Raw genomic sequence first — 13,555 nt, 5'->3', positions numbered from 1 at the left:
GCCCGGCATGGCGACGGCGCCTCGCTGGCCAGCGTTCCTGGCCAGCGGCGTCTTTCACGCCTACGCCCTCGTGCTCGGCCTGACGCTGGCCTGCGCGGCCATCGTCTATGCCAACGAAGAGACGGCCCGCCCGAGCGCCGACACCACCTTCCTGCCGCCGGCCCCTGGCCACCCGGCCGGCTCGCTGCAGCTGCCGCCCTCGTCGCAGCTCAGGGTCGATTTCCGCAAGCTCACGCCGGCCGAGCGCGACGACCTGGTCGAGGTCGTCGACGGCCTGCGCCTGCCCAGGATCTCGAGCTCCGGCTGGATGCCCTGGATCGCCTATTCTCGCCGCTTCGATCCGGACGGTCCGGCCGCCCGGGTCGGCGTGCTGATGGTCAATCTCGGCGCCGACGAGGCGCTGATGAACCGCGCCATCGACGAGCTGCCGCCGGAAGTGAGCCTCGGCTTCCTGGCCGGCACGCCGGATCTGCCGCGCTGGCTGCGGCTCGCTCGCGAGCGTGGGCACGAATGCTACCTGATGCTGCCGGTCGAGGATCCGTCCGGCCCGGCCGAGCGCGGCGTCCGGCCGATCGAAGGCAGCGCCGTGCCGGCCGAGAACCTGCGCCGCCTGCGCACCGCGATGTCGCGCGGCGAGGACTGCCTCGGCTTCGTCGTGCCGGGGCCCAGCGTCGTGTCGCAATCGGACCTGATCGCGCGGCCGTTGGTCAAGGAGATCGCCGACCGCGGCCTGGCATTGGTCGAGATCAGCCCCAACGGCGTCACGGCGACGTACCGCCTCACCGTCGAGCTCGGCGTCGGCTATGCCCGCAGCTCGACCGTGCTCGACTACAAGCTGGGCGGCCAGGGCAGCATCGACGGCAACCTCGAGCGGCTGGTCGACTGGGTGAGCGAGCGACCCGGCGACAAGCCACGCCACGATTTCGGCGTGCTGCAGCCCGACAACGCGGCGATCGACGCCATCGTCGCCTGGCGCAAGCGGCTGGCGCGGCAGAGCGCGGTGGCGCTGGTGCCGATCGTCGGCCATTTCGAATGCCGCGAGGCCTGCATGGCGCGCCTGCGCGCCCAGCCGGCGCAGCTCAAGCCATGAAGACCGATGTCCCCGAATTCTACCGCCCCAATGTCGGGCTGATGCTGATCGGCCCCGGCCGGCGGATATTCGTCGGCCGGCGCTTCAACCAGCCCGATGCCTGGCAGATGCCGCAGGGCGGCGTCGACAAGGGTGAGTCGCCGGTCGAGGCGGCGTGCCGCGAGCTCGGCGAGGAGATCGGCACGGCCAAGGCGCTGCTGCTGCGCGAGAGCCGCGACTGGGTGACCTACGACGTGCCGGCGGCGATGCACCCGCCACACTGGAAGGGACGCTGGCGCGGCCAGGCCCAGAAATGGTTCGCCCTGGGCTTCACCGGCAGCGATGCCGATATCGACCTTGCCGCCCACGACCGGGAATTCGATGCCTGGCGCTGGGCGCCGGCGCGCGAACTCCCTGAGCTGATCGTGCCCTGGAAGCGCCCGGTGTACGAAGCGGTGCTGAAGGAATTCGCCGACCTGGTGCGGCTGGACTAAGCGCCGTTCTCGGCGTACTTGGCGGCGCGGGTGCGCAGGAACCACAGGCCGGCGCGGGTCATCCAGCCGTTGAGGGCGCCGTGCGGCGCGAGCCCGACTGCCTTCAGCACCATCGCCATGGCCCGCTGCACGTGGCCCGGCCGGTACAGCGGATAGGCGCGCCGCGCATAGGCCTGCTGCGCCCCGAGGCGATCGTAGGGCACGTCCAGCGGCAGGTTGGCGGCGTAGTAGGCGTAGGCGAGCTCGTCGTCCTCGCTCTCAGCCAGGCGGCCCCAGCCGATCCACAGCCGGCGCCACTTGCTTAGCTGGTCGCGCTTCAGGCAGCGGCGCATGTGATCGTAGAAGAGCTTGTAGTGGCGGAACTCGTCGGCGGCGATCTTGCCGCAGATCTGCTTGAGGACGGGCTCCTGGGTCGCGTCCTTGAGCGCGCTGTAATAGGAGCTGGTGCCGGTCTCGACGATGCAGCGCGCCATCATCTCGCCGGCCTGGCTGCCGCGCACCGACGTCATGGCGTCGAGCGGCAACTGGTAGCCCTTGCGGAAGCGTTCAAAGGCGGCGTCGAAGTCCCACGACGGATCGGCGAGCTGCGCCCAGCGGCCGAGTGCCATGCCGTGCTGGACCTCCTCGTCGACCCAGCGATGCACGTCCTCGACGAACGCCGGATCGTCGGCGAACACACGACGAAGATAGATGCCGTAGTCGCCCCCGTTGCGCTCCACCAGGGCGGCTGCCTTGATGTTGCGCAGGATCTCGGGATCGACTTTCGACGCATCGAACCGACCCCAATCGATCGTCTCGAGTGTCCAGTTGGCCATCGTCTCTCGGTGCCCTTGGCGACGAACTCTAGCCGCAAAAAGCGACAGTAGCGTATCCGTAATAAAGCGACCCCCGCCGCGGGTTTCAACACCCGGGCGGGGGATCGTTCAGTATCTGATTTCGTACGGACTGAAAATCAACGGCTGGCGTAGTAGGCCTGCGCGCGACGCAAGTCCTTGGCGACAGCGAGGTTTCTCTGCGCGAGCGCCTTTTCCGCATCCGAGGCGGCGTCGGTCAGCTCGTCCTGCGCCTGCCGCTCGCGGTCGGCGAGCTGCTCGGCCGAAACCTGCTCGAACGGCTGGGCCTCGTCGGCCAGCACGGTGCAGCGCTCGGGCGTCACCTCGGCGATGCCGCCGACGACCAGGAAGCGCTGCTCGACCTTGTTGTTCTGGATCACCTCGAGCACGCCCGGGCGCACCGTCGAGATCAGCGGGGCATGGCCGTGCAGGACGCCGAAGTCGCCTTCGGTTCCCGGCACGACGACCATGTCGGCCTCGACGTTGACCAGCTCGCGCTCCGGCATGACCAGCCGGAAGGAGACCTTCGCCATCTTCTTAGGCCGCCTCGCCGGCGAGCTTCTTGCCCTTGGCAATCGCCTCGTCGATCGTGCCGACCATGTAGAACGCCGCTTCCGGCAGATGGTCGTACTCGCCGGCCACGATGCCCTTGAAGGCCTTGATCGTGTCCTCGAGCTTCACGAACACGCCGGGCGTGCCGGTGAACACCTCGGCGACGTGGAACGGCTGGCTGAGGAAGCGCTGGATCTTGCGCGCGCGCGCCACCACCAGCTTGTCCTCTTCCGAGAGCTCGTCCATGCCCAGGATGGCGATGATGTCCTGCAACGACTTGTACTGCTGCAGCACGCGCTGCACCGACAGCGCCGTCTGGTAGTGCTCGTCACCGACGACACGCGGATCGAGCATGCGCGAGGTCGAGTCGAGCGGGTCGACCGCCGGGAAGATCGCCATCTCGGCGATCGAGCGGCTCAGCACGGTCGTGGCGTCCAGATGGGCGAACGAGGTCGCGGGCGCCGGGTCGGTCAAGTCGTCGGCCGGCACGTAGATCGCCTGCACCGAGGTGATCGAGCCCTTCTTGGTCGAGGTGATGCGCTCCTGCAGGGCGCCCATGTCGGTCGACAGGGTGGGCTGATAACCCACCGCCGACGGGATGCGGCCCAGCAGCGCCGACACTTCCGAGCCTGCCTGGGTGAAGCGGAAGATGTTGTCGACGAAGAACAGCACGTCCTGGCCCTCCTCGTCGCGGAAATATTCGGCGACGGTGAGGCCCGACAGGCCGACGCGCGCGCGCGCTCCCGGCGGCTCGTTCATCTGACCATAAACCAGCGCCACCTTCGAGCCCGGACCGTCGAGCTTGATGACGTTGCCTTCGATCATCTCATGATAGAGGTCGTTGCCCTCGCGGGTGCGCTCGCCGACGCCGGCGAACACCGACACGCCGCCATGCGCCTTGGCGACGTTGTTGATCAGCTCCATGATGGTCACGGTCTTGCCGACGCCGGCGCCGCCGAACAGGCCGATCTTGCCGCCCTTGGCATAGGGCGCCAGCAGGTCGATGACCTTGATGCCGGTGACCAGGATCTGCGCTTCCGTCGACTGATCGACGAATTCCGGCGCGCTGCGATGGATCGGCAGGGTCTTCTTATGGCCGACCGGTCCGCGCTCGTCGACCGGCTCGCCGATCACGTTCAGGATGCGTCCGAGCGTTTCGGGGCCGACCGGCATGGCGATCGGCGCGCCGGTGTCGACCGCCTTCTCGCCGCGCACCAGGCCGTCGGTGGTGTCCATGGCGATGGTACGAACCTCGGATTCACCCAGATGCTGGGCGACCTCGAGCACGATCAGGCGATTGTCCGCCTTAACATGCAGAGCGTTCAGGATGTTCGGCAGGTCGGCATCGAAGCGCACGTCGACGACCGCACCCGTGATCTGGGTGATCGTGCCGATGTTGTTAGTGGCCATACGAAGTCCCTTTCCTTGTCTCTAGACGGCTTCTGCGCCGGAGATGATCTCGATGAGTTCCTTGGTGATCGAAGCCTGCCGCGAGCGATTCATCTGCAGGGTCAGCTTCTTGATCACCTCGCCCGCGTTGCGCGAGGCGTTGTCCATCGCCGTCATCTGTGAGCCGAAGAAACTCGCCGCGTTCTCGAGCAGGGCCCGGAAGATCTGGACGGTGAGGTTGCGCGGCAGCAGGTCGGCCAGGATCTCGGCCTCGTCGGGCTCGAACTCGTAGATCGCGCCGCCCACCGTCGCGGGCGCGGCATCCGCCGGCGGAGGCGGCGGCGGGATCAGCTGCTGGACGGTGACGATCTGGGTCATCGCCGACTTGAAGCGGTTGAAGATCACCGTGGCGACGTCGAACTCGCCGGCCTCGAACAGCTCCATCACCCGGGCCGAGACCTTCTGGGCATCGGCGAAGGAGAGCCGCGGGCGGCCGAGATCGGTGATCGTCTCGATGATCATCGGCGCGAAGTCGCGGCGCAGCTGGTCGCGCGCCTTGCGGCCGACGGCCAGGATCTTGACGGTCTTGCCGTCGGCCAGCATCTGGCGGACGACGCGCCGCGCCTCGCGCACGATCGAGCTGTTGAAGGCGCCGCACAGGCCGCGATCGGACGTGGCGACGATCACCAGCTGGACCTTGTCCGAGCCGGTGCCGGCCAGCAGCTTGGGACCGGTGCCCTTGAAGCTTTGGCCGAGGGCCGCGAGCACCTTGTCCATGGCTTCCGCATAGGGGCGGGCCGCCATGGCCTGTTCCTGGGCGCGCCGCAGCTTGGCGGCAGCCACCATCTTCATGGCCTTGGTGATCTTCTGCGTCGACTGGACGCTTCGGATCCGGAGCCGGAAGGTCTTGAGGCTGGGCATTGGACCTTAGGCGAACTTCTTGGTGAAGTCGGTCAGGAAGCCCTTCAGCTTGTCGTCGGTCTCCTTGACGATCTCCCGCTTGTCGCGGATCGAGGCGAGGATCGAGCCCTCGGCACGCAGCGCCTCGAGGTAGCTCGATTCGAATTCGCCGATGCGGCCGACGGGCAGGCCGTCGAGGAAGCCGCGGGTACCGGCGTAGATCGAAGCGACCTGCTCCTCGACCGGCATCGGGCTGTACTGGCCCTGCTTCAGCAGCTCGGTCAGGCGCTGGCCGCGGGCCAGCAGCTTCTGCGTCGTGGCATCGAGGTCGGACGCGAACTGCGCGAAGGCCGCCATCTCGCGATACTGCGCGAGCTCGAGCTTCATGGTGCCGGCGACCTGCTTCATCGCCTTGATCTGGGCGGCCGAGCCGACGCGGCTCACCGAGAGGCCGACGTTGATGGCCGGCTTGATGCCGGCATAGAACAGCTCGGCTTCGAGGAAGATCTGGCCGTCTGTGATCGAGATCACGTTGGTCGGGATGTAGGCCGACACGTCGCCGGCCTGCGTCTCGATGATCGGCAGCGCGGTCAGCGAGCCGAGGCCGTTCTTCTCGTTCAGCTTGGCGGCACGCTCGAGCAGGCGCGAGTGGAGATAGAACACGTCGCCCGGATACGCCTCGCGGCCCGGCGGGCGGCGTAGCAGCAGCGACATCTGGCGGTAGGACACGGCCTGCTTGGAAAGGTCGTCGTACACGATCACGGCGTGCATGCCGTTGTCGCGGAAGTACTCGCCCATGGCGCAGCCGGTATAGGGCGCCAGGAACTGCATCGGCGCCGGATCGGAGGCGGTCGCGGCGACGACGATGGAGTACTCCATCGCGCCGTTGTCCTCGAGCGTCTTGACGATCTGGGCGACGGTCGAGCGCTTCTGACCGATGGCGACGTAGACGCAATAGAGCTTGCGGCTCTCGTCGGTGCCCTGGTTGATCGACTTCTGGTTCAGGAAGGTGTCGATGGCGACGGCGGTCTTGCCGGTCTGGCGATCGCCGATGATCAGCTCGCGCTGGCCGCGGCCGACCGGCACCAGCGAATCGAGCGCCTTGAGGCCGGTCTGCATCGGCTCGCTGACCGACTTGCGCGGGATGATGCCCGGCGCCTTGACCTCGACCAGGCGGCGCTCGGTCGTGGCGATCGGGCCCTTGCCGTCGATCGGGTTGCCGAGACCATCGACCACGCGGCCGAGCAGGCCCTTGCCGACCGGTACGTCGACGATGGTGCCGGTGCGCTTGACCGTGTCGCCCTCGCGGATGGTGCGGTCCTCGCCGAAGATGACGACGCCGACATTGTCCTTCTCGAGGTTCAGCGCCATGCCCTTGATGCCGCCGGGGAACTCGACCATCTCGCCGGCCTTGACGCTGTCGAGGCCGTAGACGCGCGCGATGCCGTCACCGACGGACAGGACCTGGCCGACCTCGGCGACTTCGGCTTCGACGCCGAAGTTGGCGATCTGCTGCTTCAGGATCGCAGAGATCTCGGCGGCACGGATATCCATTAGGCAACTCCCTTCATGGCAAGCTGCAAGCGCTGCAGCTTGCTGCGGATAGACGAATCGAACAGGCGCGAGCCGACCTTCACGACGAGACCGCCGAGAATGTCCGGGTTGACATGCGCATCGAGCGAAACCTTGCCGCCACCCAGCACCTGGCGCAGCGCGTCGGTGAGCTGTTGCATCTGCTGTGGAGTGAGCGGCACGGCCGAGGTGACGACGGCACTGGTCTCGCCGCGGCGGCGCGCCAGCTCGCGGAGATAGGCCGACGTCATCGCCGGCAGCTCGCGGGCGCGGCCGTTGTGGGCGACGGTGCCGATGAAGTTGCGGGTCAGGCCCGTGATGCCGGCGGCATCGAGCACCGCGAGCAGCGCCTTGCCCTGCAGATCGCGGCCGATCACCGGGCTCGCGATCAGGCGCGAGAGATCGGGGCTCTCGGCGAGAAGCTTCCTGAAGGTATCGAGATCCTGCGCGACCTGGTCGAGAGCTTTGGCGTTGTCCGCCAGCTCCAGAAGGGCGCTGGCATAGCGTCCGGCGACGCCGGTCGTGGCGGATGTTGACACGATACGAGCCTCTCCCTGCCCAAGACGCGGGCCGGCAAGTCTTTGAATCCCCGGTGCTTTTTCCGGGAGAACATTGCGGCCCCACCCCGGAAAAGCGCGCGTTGCTACCATGCGTCCCGACCGGGCGCAAGGTTGCTAAAAGCCCGTATTACCTGCCTTTTCCGCGCCTTATGTCACAGGAAGGAATAGGGATCGATGTCGATCTGCAATCGCACTGAACCCGGCAGGCCGATCTGTTCCAGCCAGGCATGCAACAGAGGCTGCACCGCTGTATCGCGGCCGGTCTTGAGAAGAAACCGCCGCCGATGCCGGCCGCGCAGCAGCGACATCGGCGCCACCGAAGGACCGAGCACGGTGACGCCCGGTTGGTGCGGCGCCCGGCGGGCGATGGCGGCACAGACATTGTCCACGGCCGCCGGGTCGGGGCCGGAGACGATCAGCGAGGCCAGCCTTCCGTAGGGCGGCATGCCGGCGCCCGACCGCCCGGCCAGCTCGGCCGAGACGAAGCGGTCGCGGTCGTTGGCGACCAGCGCCTGCATCACCGGATGCTCGGGGGCGTGGGTCTGGATCAGGGCGCGGCCCGGCCGCTCGTGGCGGCCGGCGCGGCCGGCTACTTGATAAAGGAGCTGGAAGGTCCGCTCGGCGGCCCGCAGGTCGCCACCATTGAGGCCGAGATCGGCGTCGACCACCGCCACCAGCGTGAGCTTGGGGAAGTGATGGCCTTTGGCCGCCATCTGGGTGCCGATCAGGATGTCGATGTCGCCATTTTCCATGCGCTCGACCGCGGCAGTGGCTTCCTCACGGTTCATGAGAGAATCGGAAGTGAAGAGCTCGACGCGCGCCTCGGGAAAGAACTCGCGCGCCTCCTCGGCCAGGCGCTCGACGCCGGGGCCGCAGGCGACGAAGTTGTCCTCGACCCCGCAGGACCGGCACTTCAGCGCAGGCGGCTCGGTGTAGCCGCAGTGATGGCAGACCAGCTGGCGGCGGAAGCGGTGCTCGACCAGCCAGGCCGAGCATTGCGGGCATTCGATGCCCTTGCCGCAGGAGCGGCACAGCGTGATCGGCGCATAGCCGCGGCGATTGAGAAACAGCAAGGTCTGCTCACCCGCAGCCAGCGTCTGCTTCATCGCCTCGAGCACCGGCGGCGACAGCCAGCGGTCGCGCGTCGGCGCATGGCGTTTGAGATCGACCGCCGAGATCGCGGCAAGCTGGCTGCCGCCGTGCCGCGCCGGCAGATGCAGGGCGCCGTAGCGGCCCGATGTGACGTTCAGCACGCTTTCCAGCGACGGCGTCGCTGAGGCGAGCACGACCGGCGCACCGACCAGACGGGCGCGCACGACCGCCATGTCGCGCGCGTTGTAGCAGACGCCGTCCTCCTGCTTGAACGAGGTGTCGTGCTCCTCGTCGACCACGATCAGGCCGAGATTCTGGAACGGCAGGAACAGCGCCGAGCGCGCACCGACCACGACGCCGATGCGGCCCTCGGCGATCGCCCGCCAGGTCTCGCGCCGTTCGAGGCTGGTCAGGCCCGAATGCCACGCCGCCGGTGTGCAGCCGAAGCGGTCCTCGAAGCGCTTCAGCCACTGCGCGGTGAGCGCTATTTCGGGCAACAGCACGAGGGCTTGCCGGCCCGCGGCAAGGCACGCGGCGATCGCCTCGAAATAGACCTCGGTCTTGCCGGCGCCCGGCACGCCATCGAGCAGGGTCGCCGAGAAGGCGTGCGCCTGCACCTTGTCGATCAGCCCCTCGGCCGCCGTCTTCTGCTCGGGCGACAGCGTCGGCCCTTCGCGCGCGCCGTCGGGCTGCGGGAAGGTGCGCCGCATCGGCCGCTCGATCGCTTCGAGCAGGCCGGCCGACGCCATGGTCTTGATCACCGACGCGCCGACGCCCGCGAGATGCGCCAGCTCGCTGGCGGACATCGCCGGGCCGTCCTTCAGCGCCGCGAGCACGCGGCGTCGGGCGGCGGTCAGCTTCAGCGTATCGCTGTCGGCCTCTCCGGCGGGGCGATAGACGAGTTCGCTGCGCGGTGCCTCCAGCGCCGACGGCGTGCTCATCGCCATGCGCAGCACGGCGCCAGGCGGCGACAGCGTGTAGGCGGCGACCCAGTCGACGAAGCGGCGCAGCGCATCGGCCATCGGCAGGGCCGGCAGCACCTCGATCACATCGCGCAGCTTGGCTGCGGCGATACAGCCGGTGCCGTCTCCCCACACCACACCCAGGGTTTCCCGCTTGCCCAGCGGTACGATGACGAACTGGCCGGGTGCAACGCTCAGCCCCTCGGGAACGCTGTAATCATAGGCATCGGCCAAGGGCAGCGGCAGCAAGATACGCACCGTGCGTGGTGCAGCTGCTTCTGCTAGACATTGTGCGGCGTGCGCCTGTGAACCACCGGCCATTGGGAAAGCTTATATGAAGTTCTTCGTCGATACTGCCGACGTGGCCGAGATCAAGGACCTCGCGGCCTCCGGGCTGCTCGACGGGGTGACGACCAACCCCTCGCTGATCATGAAGGCCGACCGGCCGATGCTCGAGGTCATCAAGGAGATCTGCGCCGTCGTGCCGGGCCCGGTCAGCGCCGAGACGGTCGCAACCGACCACAAGACGATGCTCGAGGAGGGCAGGAAGCTCGCAAAGATCGCCAAGAATGTGGCGGTCAAGGTGCCGCTGACACCGGATGGGCTGAAGACCTGCAAGGCGCTGCGCTCCGAAGGCATCATGGTCAACGTGACGCTGTGCTTCTCGGCGGCCCAGGCGCTGCTCGCCGCCAAGGCCGACGCGACGTTCATCTCTCCCTTCATCGGCCGCATCGACGACAACGGCCATGACGGCATGGGCCTGATCGCCGAGATCATGACGATCTATCGCCAGTACCCGCACTTCAAGACCGAGGTGCTGGCGGCTTCGATCCGCCACAGCCAGCACGTCATCCAGGCGGCCAAGCTCGGCGCCCATGTCGCGACCCTGCCGCCCAACGTGCTGCGCGGCCTGTTCAAGCACGTGCTGACCGACAACGGGCTCAAGGCCTTCCTCGACGACTGGAAGAAGACCGGGCAGTCGATCCTATGAGGATGGGCCTATGAGCAGCGACGGCACCGTCACCGCCCCCGACGGCTCGGGCCGGCAGGTCAAGCTGATCACGGCCGACGACGTGGTGGCCTACCTCAAGGCCCATCCCGACTTCTTCGAGAAGAACCAGGAGCTCGCGGCCGAGCTGGCGCCGCGCGTCCAGGGCCCGGGCGTCATCGACATGCAGCAGGCGATCCTGAAGCGCCTGCGCAGCGAGATCGACCGGCTGAAGAACGAGCGCACCGAGATCATCGCCAACTCCAAGCAGAACCAGATCGTCCAGAACCGCATCCAGGCGGCGGTGATCAGCATCATCCAGGCGACGACCTTCGAGAAGATGATCCACGTGGTGACGCACGAGCTGCCCGAGCTGCTCGATGTCGACTTCATCACTATGGCGATCGAGGCCAATGCCGATGCGCCCAAGCGCGTGCCGGTGCGCGGCGTCTACGTGCTGGCGCCGGGCGCGATCGACGCGGCGCTCGGCCCCGAGAAGCACGCCCGCCTGCGCAGCCACATCGCGGGCGAGGAGGCGTTCTTCGGCGACGTGGCGCGGTTCGTGAAGTCCGACGTGCTGATGCGGCTGCGCGTCTCGTCGGGCTCGCCCGACGGCGTGATGTGCTTCGGCTCGCGCGACGCCGAGGCCTTCGGCCCGGAGATGGCGACCGAGCTGCTGTTCTTCCTGGCCAAGGTGCTGGAAAACACCATCCGCGCCTGGCTCGACCTGCCCGAGTGAGCATCAGCCTCGCGGGCGCGCGCGAGGCCTGGCGCGACTGGCTGCGCAGCGAACGCCGGCTGTCCGGCCATACCCTCACCGCCTACGAGCACGACGTCGCCGAGTTCGTCGCGTTCATGACCAAGTATCTCGGCGCCCCGCCGACGCTCGCCCAGCTCGACAAGCTCAAGCCTGCCGAGTTCCGGGCCTGGCTGGCCGACCGCGCCCATCAAGGCCTGGCCCGCACCTCGACCGCCCGCGCCTTCTCTTCGGTGCGCTCCTTCTTCCGCTTCCTCGGCAAGCGCGGGCTGGCGCACAACGCCAGCATCGCCGCCATCCAGACGCCCAAGCTGCCGCGCTCCGTTCCCAAGGCGCTCTCCGAGCGCGACATGGAGGACCTCCTCGAGCAGTCGGCCGCCCCCGAGCGCGAGACCTGGATCGAGCGGCGCGACGCCGCCGTCCTGCTGCTGCTCTACGGCGCGGGCCTGCGCATCGGCGAGGCGCTCGGCCTCACCAAGGGCACGGTCGGCGGCCTGCTCGACGCGGGCCAGGACACGCTCGCCATCACCGGCAAGGGCAACAAGACCCGGCTGGTGCCGCTGCTGCCCGCGGCGCTCGAGGCGCTGGCGGCCTATCGCGAAGCCTGCCCGTTCATGAAGGCACTAGGCCCGCGCGACGCCTTCTTCCTCGGCGCCCGCGGCGCGCCGCTCGATCCGGCGATCGTGCAGAAGCGGGTGCGCGACCTGCGCCGCGTGCTCGGCCTCACCGACTCGGTGACGCCACATGCGCTCAGGCACTCCTTCGCCACCCATCTGCTGGCGGCCGGCGGCGACCTGCGCACCATCCAGGAGCTGCTGGGCCATGCCAGCCTGTCGACCACCCAGCGCTACACCGACGTCGACGCCGCGCGGCTGAGCGCGGTCTACCGGGCTGCCCATCCCCGGGCGAAGGTCCGCGGCTAGACCAGCCGGACTTCCCACCGGTTTCCACCCGCGTGGAAGCCGAAAACATTGACCCGCCTGCATTTCAAGCGATTCTTCCCACTTTCCCCACGACCCCCAAAGCGGTCCGCTAAGGGCGCTCGTAGACGACGTGCAAGGCGCCGCCGGTCTTGGGCTCGCACCTGGCGAGCCTGAGCGAGAGCTCCCGGATGCCGGCCGGAAAGAGCGGGATGCCGTCGCCCAGCACCAGCGGCACGATCGCCATCTCCAGCACGTCCAACCGGCCGATCTCGACGAGGCCGCGGATGAGCTGGCCGCCGCCTTCGATGCCGATCCGACCGAGGCCGCTGCCGTCGAGCGTGCGCGCCAGCTCTTCGAGCGAGCCCTGCCAGGCCTCCACCAGCGGCGGCGGATCGGCGAGCGGCTTCGATGTCACCACGAAAACCCGGCGACCGGCATGGAGCCAAGGCTCCAGGGCGCGCTCTGTCTCGTAGGTGGCGCGGCCCATCACCAGGCAGCCGATCGCGGCATGATAGGCGTCGATGCCGAAGTCCTGCGGCGGATAGGCGTAGAGCCAGTCGAACGATCCATCGCGGCGCGCGATCTTGCCGTCGAGCGAGATGGCGACATGGCAGTGCCAGAGCGGACGGGTCATGGGCTGGCCGGCAAAGCCTTGGCGAGGAAGGCCTTCACGTCGACCACGAAAGCCTTCCAGGTCGCCTCGTTGGCGCCGTAGTGGGCGCCGCAGCAGCCGCCGGGCTTGCTGCGGTTGCCGACGCCGTCGAGATAGCGGACCGGCAAGCCGAGCGCGTCGAAGCTGTGATGGGCGTTGGGATAGACGTGCGTCTCCAGGAGGTCCCGACCGGCCACGACCCGGTCGAACAGGGCCTTGCACTGCGCGACCGGAGTCCAGTCGTCCAGCGCGCCCATGGCGACCATCGTCGGCTGGCGCACGTCGATCTTCGGGCCGAGCGGTTCGACCAGGGCGCAATCGGGATAGACCAGGATGGCGACGCGGGCCGGCACGCGCGGCGCGAAGGCGCGCAGCGCAGCGACGCCGCCGCCGTAGGAGTAGCCCATGAAGCCGACCAGGCCGGCGCGGACGAACGACTGCGCGTCCAGCCAGCGCAGCGACGCGTCGATGTCGACCGCCCGCTTCTCGGCATCGGCCTGGGTCGGCCAGTTGCGGCCGCAGACGTCCTTCAGGCCGCGCGAGGAGAAGCTGTCGACCACCAGCGCGACGTAGCCCCAGCTCTTGAGCAGCTCGGCCATCCGCGTGTTGTTCTGGCCGACGCCGCCGCAGCCATGGAACAGCGCGATCGCCGGCGCCTTCGCCGTGCCCGGACGATAGAGCTGCGCAGGAATGTCGATGCCGTCGCTCTTCACCCGCACGGCTTGCTGCGCGCCGGCGGGCGGCGCGGCGACGAGCGCCGTCAGAAGAGCGAGCGCGGCAAGGCGCAGGAGCAGCCTTGCCAATGCCGACCG

The 13,555-nt window shown here is 68.3% G+C and carries 14 protein-coding genes; 5 read left to right on the top strand and 9 right to left on the bottom strand.

Annotated elements, in window-relative coordinates; genetic code table 11:
- Window positions 1-7: 7 nt before the first annotated feature.
- Window positions 8-1,090, top strand: a complete 1,083-nt coding sequence (locus tag J0J01_RS07270; RefSeq protein WP_296379590.1) for a divergent polysaccharide deacetylase family protein — start codon at window positions 8-10, stop codon at window positions 1,088-1,090.
- The gene (locus tag J0J01_RS07265) at window positions 1,087-1,563 is read left to right on the top strand and encodes an RNA pyrophosphohydrolase (protein ID WP_296379589.1); all 477 of its coding nucleotides are present in this window, start codon (window positions 1,087-1,089) and stop codon (window positions 1,561-1,563) included. The genes J0J01_RS07270 and J0J01_RS07265 overlap by 4 nt, the downstream gene beginning before the upstream one ends.
- On the opposite strand, the gene J0J01_RS07260 is transcribed toward J0J01_RS07265, so the two are convergent.
- From J0J01_RS07260 to J0J01_RS07230, 7 genes are all read right to left on the bottom strand, one after another.
- Window positions 1,560-2,378, bottom strand: coding sequence for a ferritin-like domain-containing protein (locus tag J0J01_RS07260; protein ID WP_296379588.1), 819 nt, complete (start codon window positions 2,376-2,378; stop codon window positions 1,560-1,562). The genes J0J01_RS07265 and J0J01_RS07260 overlap by 4 nt on opposite strands.
- Before the next feature lie 137 nt (window positions 2,379-2,515).
- Entirely contained in the window at window positions 2,516-2,929 is a 414-nt protein-coding gene (gene atpC / locus J0J01_RS07255) for an ATP synthase F1 subunit epsilon (RefSeq protein WP_296379587.1), read from the bottom strand.
- A gap of 4 nt (window positions 2,930-2,933) precedes the next feature.
- On the bottom strand, window positions 2,934-4,358 hold the full coding sequence (gene atpD / locus J0J01_RS07250; protein WP_296379586.1) for a F0F1 ATP synthase subunit beta: 1,425 nt from the start codon (window positions 4,356-4,358) through the stop codon (window positions 2,934-2,936).
- Window positions 4,359-4,379: 21 nt separating this feature from the next.
- Window positions 4,380-5,258 (bottom strand): F0F1 ATP synthase subunit gamma, encoded by an 879-nt coding sequence (locus J0J01_RS07245; RefSeq protein ID WP_296379584.1) that lies wholly within the window; start codon window positions 5,256-5,258, stop codon window positions 4,380-4,382.
- Window positions 5,259-5,264: 6 nt separating this feature from the next.
- Complete coding sequence (gene atpA, locus J0J01_RS07240; protein ID WP_296379583.1) at window positions 5,265-6,791, bottom strand: F0F1 ATP synthase subunit alpha; 1,527 nt, start codon at window positions 6,789-6,791, stop codon at window positions 5,265-5,267.
- Window positions 6,791-7,348: a F0F1 ATP synthase subunit delta gene (locus tag J0J01_RS07235; RefSeq protein ID WP_296379581.1), complete on the bottom strand. Its 558-nt coding sequence runs from the start codon at window positions 7,346-7,348 to the stop codon at window positions 6,791-6,793. The genes atpA and J0J01_RS07235 overlap by 1 nt, the downstream gene beginning before the upstream one ends.
- A 173-nt stretch (window positions 7,349-7,521) precedes the next feature.
- The gene (locus J0J01_RS07230; protein ID WP_296379580.1) at window positions 7,522-9,744 is read right to left on the bottom strand and encodes a primosomal protein N'; all 2,223 of its coding nucleotides are present in this window, start codon (window positions 9,742-9,744) and stop codon (window positions 7,522-7,524) included.
- Window positions 9,745-9,757: 13 nt separating this feature from the next.
- Here J0J01_RS07230 and fsa point away from each other — a divergent pair, with 13 nt between their 5' ends.
- Genes fsa through J0J01_RS07215 form a run of 3 tightly spaced genes read left to right on the top strand, consistent with a single transcriptional unit; the run spans window position 9,758 to window position 12,091 of the window.
- A complete protein-coding gene (gene fsa / locus J0J01_RS07225) occupies window positions 9,758-10,414 on the top strand; it encodes a fructose-6-phosphate aldolase (RefSeq protein ID WP_296379579.1) in 657 nt (218 codons plus the stop codon).
- 10 nt (window positions 10,415-10,424) lie between these two features.
- Window positions 10,425-11,150 carry a DUF484 family protein gene (locus tag J0J01_RS07220; protein WP_296379578.1) on the top strand — a complete coding sequence of 242 codons (726 nt, stop codon included), beginning with the start codon at window positions 10,425-10,427 and terminating at the stop codon, window positions 11,148-11,150.
- Window positions 11,147-12,091, top strand: a complete 945-nt coding sequence (locus tag J0J01_RS07215) for a tyrosine recombinase XerC (RefSeq protein ID WP_296379577.1) — start codon at window positions 11,147-11,149, stop codon at window positions 12,089-12,091. The genes J0J01_RS07220 and J0J01_RS07215 overlap by 4 nt, the downstream gene beginning before the upstream one ends.
- A gap of 109 nt (window positions 12,092-12,200) precedes the next feature.
- Here the strand turns inward: J0J01_RS07215 and J0J01_RS07210 are convergent, their stop codons facing one another.
- Together J0J01_RS07210 and J0J01_RS07205 are read right to left on the bottom strand one after the other, a co-directional pair.
- Window positions 12,201-12,725 (bottom strand): dihydrofolate reductase family protein, encoded by a 525-nt coding sequence (locus tag J0J01_RS07210; protein WP_296379576.1) that lies wholly within the window; start codon window positions 12,723-12,725, stop codon window positions 12,201-12,203.
- Window positions 12,722-13,546: a dienelactone hydrolase family protein gene (locus J0J01_RS07205; RefSeq protein WP_296379575.1), complete on the bottom strand. Its 825-nt coding sequence runs from the start codon at window positions 13,544-13,546 to the stop codon at window positions 12,722-12,724. Before J0J01_RS07205 ends, J0J01_RS07210 begins: the two co-directional genes overlap by 4 nt.
- Window positions 13,547-13,555 lie beyond the last annotated feature (9 nt).

The sequence above is a fragment of the Reyranella sp. genome (genome assembly GCF_017305915.1).
Lineage (GTDB): Bacteria > Pseudomonadota > Alphaproteobacteria > Reyranellales > Reyranellaceae > Reyranella.
The sequence above is the reverse complement of the archived record's forward strand: the minus strand, read 5'-3'. Positions and strand labels throughout refer to the sequence as shown.

What these genes read in the sequence shown, in the direction of transcription:
- atpD (WP_296379586.1), bottom strand. Translation starts at nt 4,358, where the DNA reads ATGGCCACTAACAACATCGGCACGATCACCCAGATCACGGGTGCGGTC.
- J0J01_RS07230 (WP_296379580.1), bottom strand. Translation starts at nt 9,744, where the DNA reads ATGGCCGGTGGTTCACAGGCGCACGCCGCACAATGTCTAGCAGAAGCA.
- atpC (WP_296379587.1), bottom strand. Translation starts at nt 2,929, where the DNA reads ATGGCGAAGGTCTCCTTCCGGCTGGTCATGCCGGAGCGCGAGCTGGTC.
- J0J01_RS07270 (WP_296379590.1), top strand. Translation starts at nt 8, where the DNA reads ATGGCGACGGCGCCTCGCTGGCCAGCGTTCCTGGCCAGCGGCGTCTTT.
- atpA (WP_296379583.1), bottom strand. Translation starts at nt 6,791, where the DNA reads ATGGATATCCGTGCCGCCGAGATCTCTGCGATCCTGAAGCAGCAGATC.
- fsa (WP_296379579.1), top strand. Translation starts at nt 9,758, where the DNA reads ATGAAGTTCTTCGTCGATACTGCCGACGTGGCCGAGATCAAGGACCTC.
- J0J01_RS07260 (WP_296379588.1), bottom strand. Translation starts at nt 2,378, where the DNA reads ATGGCCAACTGGACACTCGAGACGATCGATTGGGGTCGGTTCGATGCG.
- J0J01_RS07220 (WP_296379578.1), top strand. Translation starts at nt 10,425, where the DNA reads ATGAGCAGCGACGGCACCGTCACCGCCCCCGACGGCTCGGGCCGGCAG.
- J0J01_RS07265 (WP_296379589.1), top strand. Translation starts at nt 1,087, where the DNA reads ATGAAGACCGATGTCCCCGAATTCTACCGCCCCAATGTCGGGCTGATG.
- J0J01_RS07210 (WP_296379576.1), bottom strand. Translation starts at nt 12,725, where the DNA reads ATGACCCGTCCGCTCTGGCACTGCCATGTCGCCATCTCGCTCGACGGC.
- J0J01_RS07245 (WP_296379584.1), bottom strand. Translation starts at nt 5,258, where the DNA reads ATGCCCAGCCTCAAGACCTTCCGGCTCCGGATCCGAAGCGTCCAGTCG.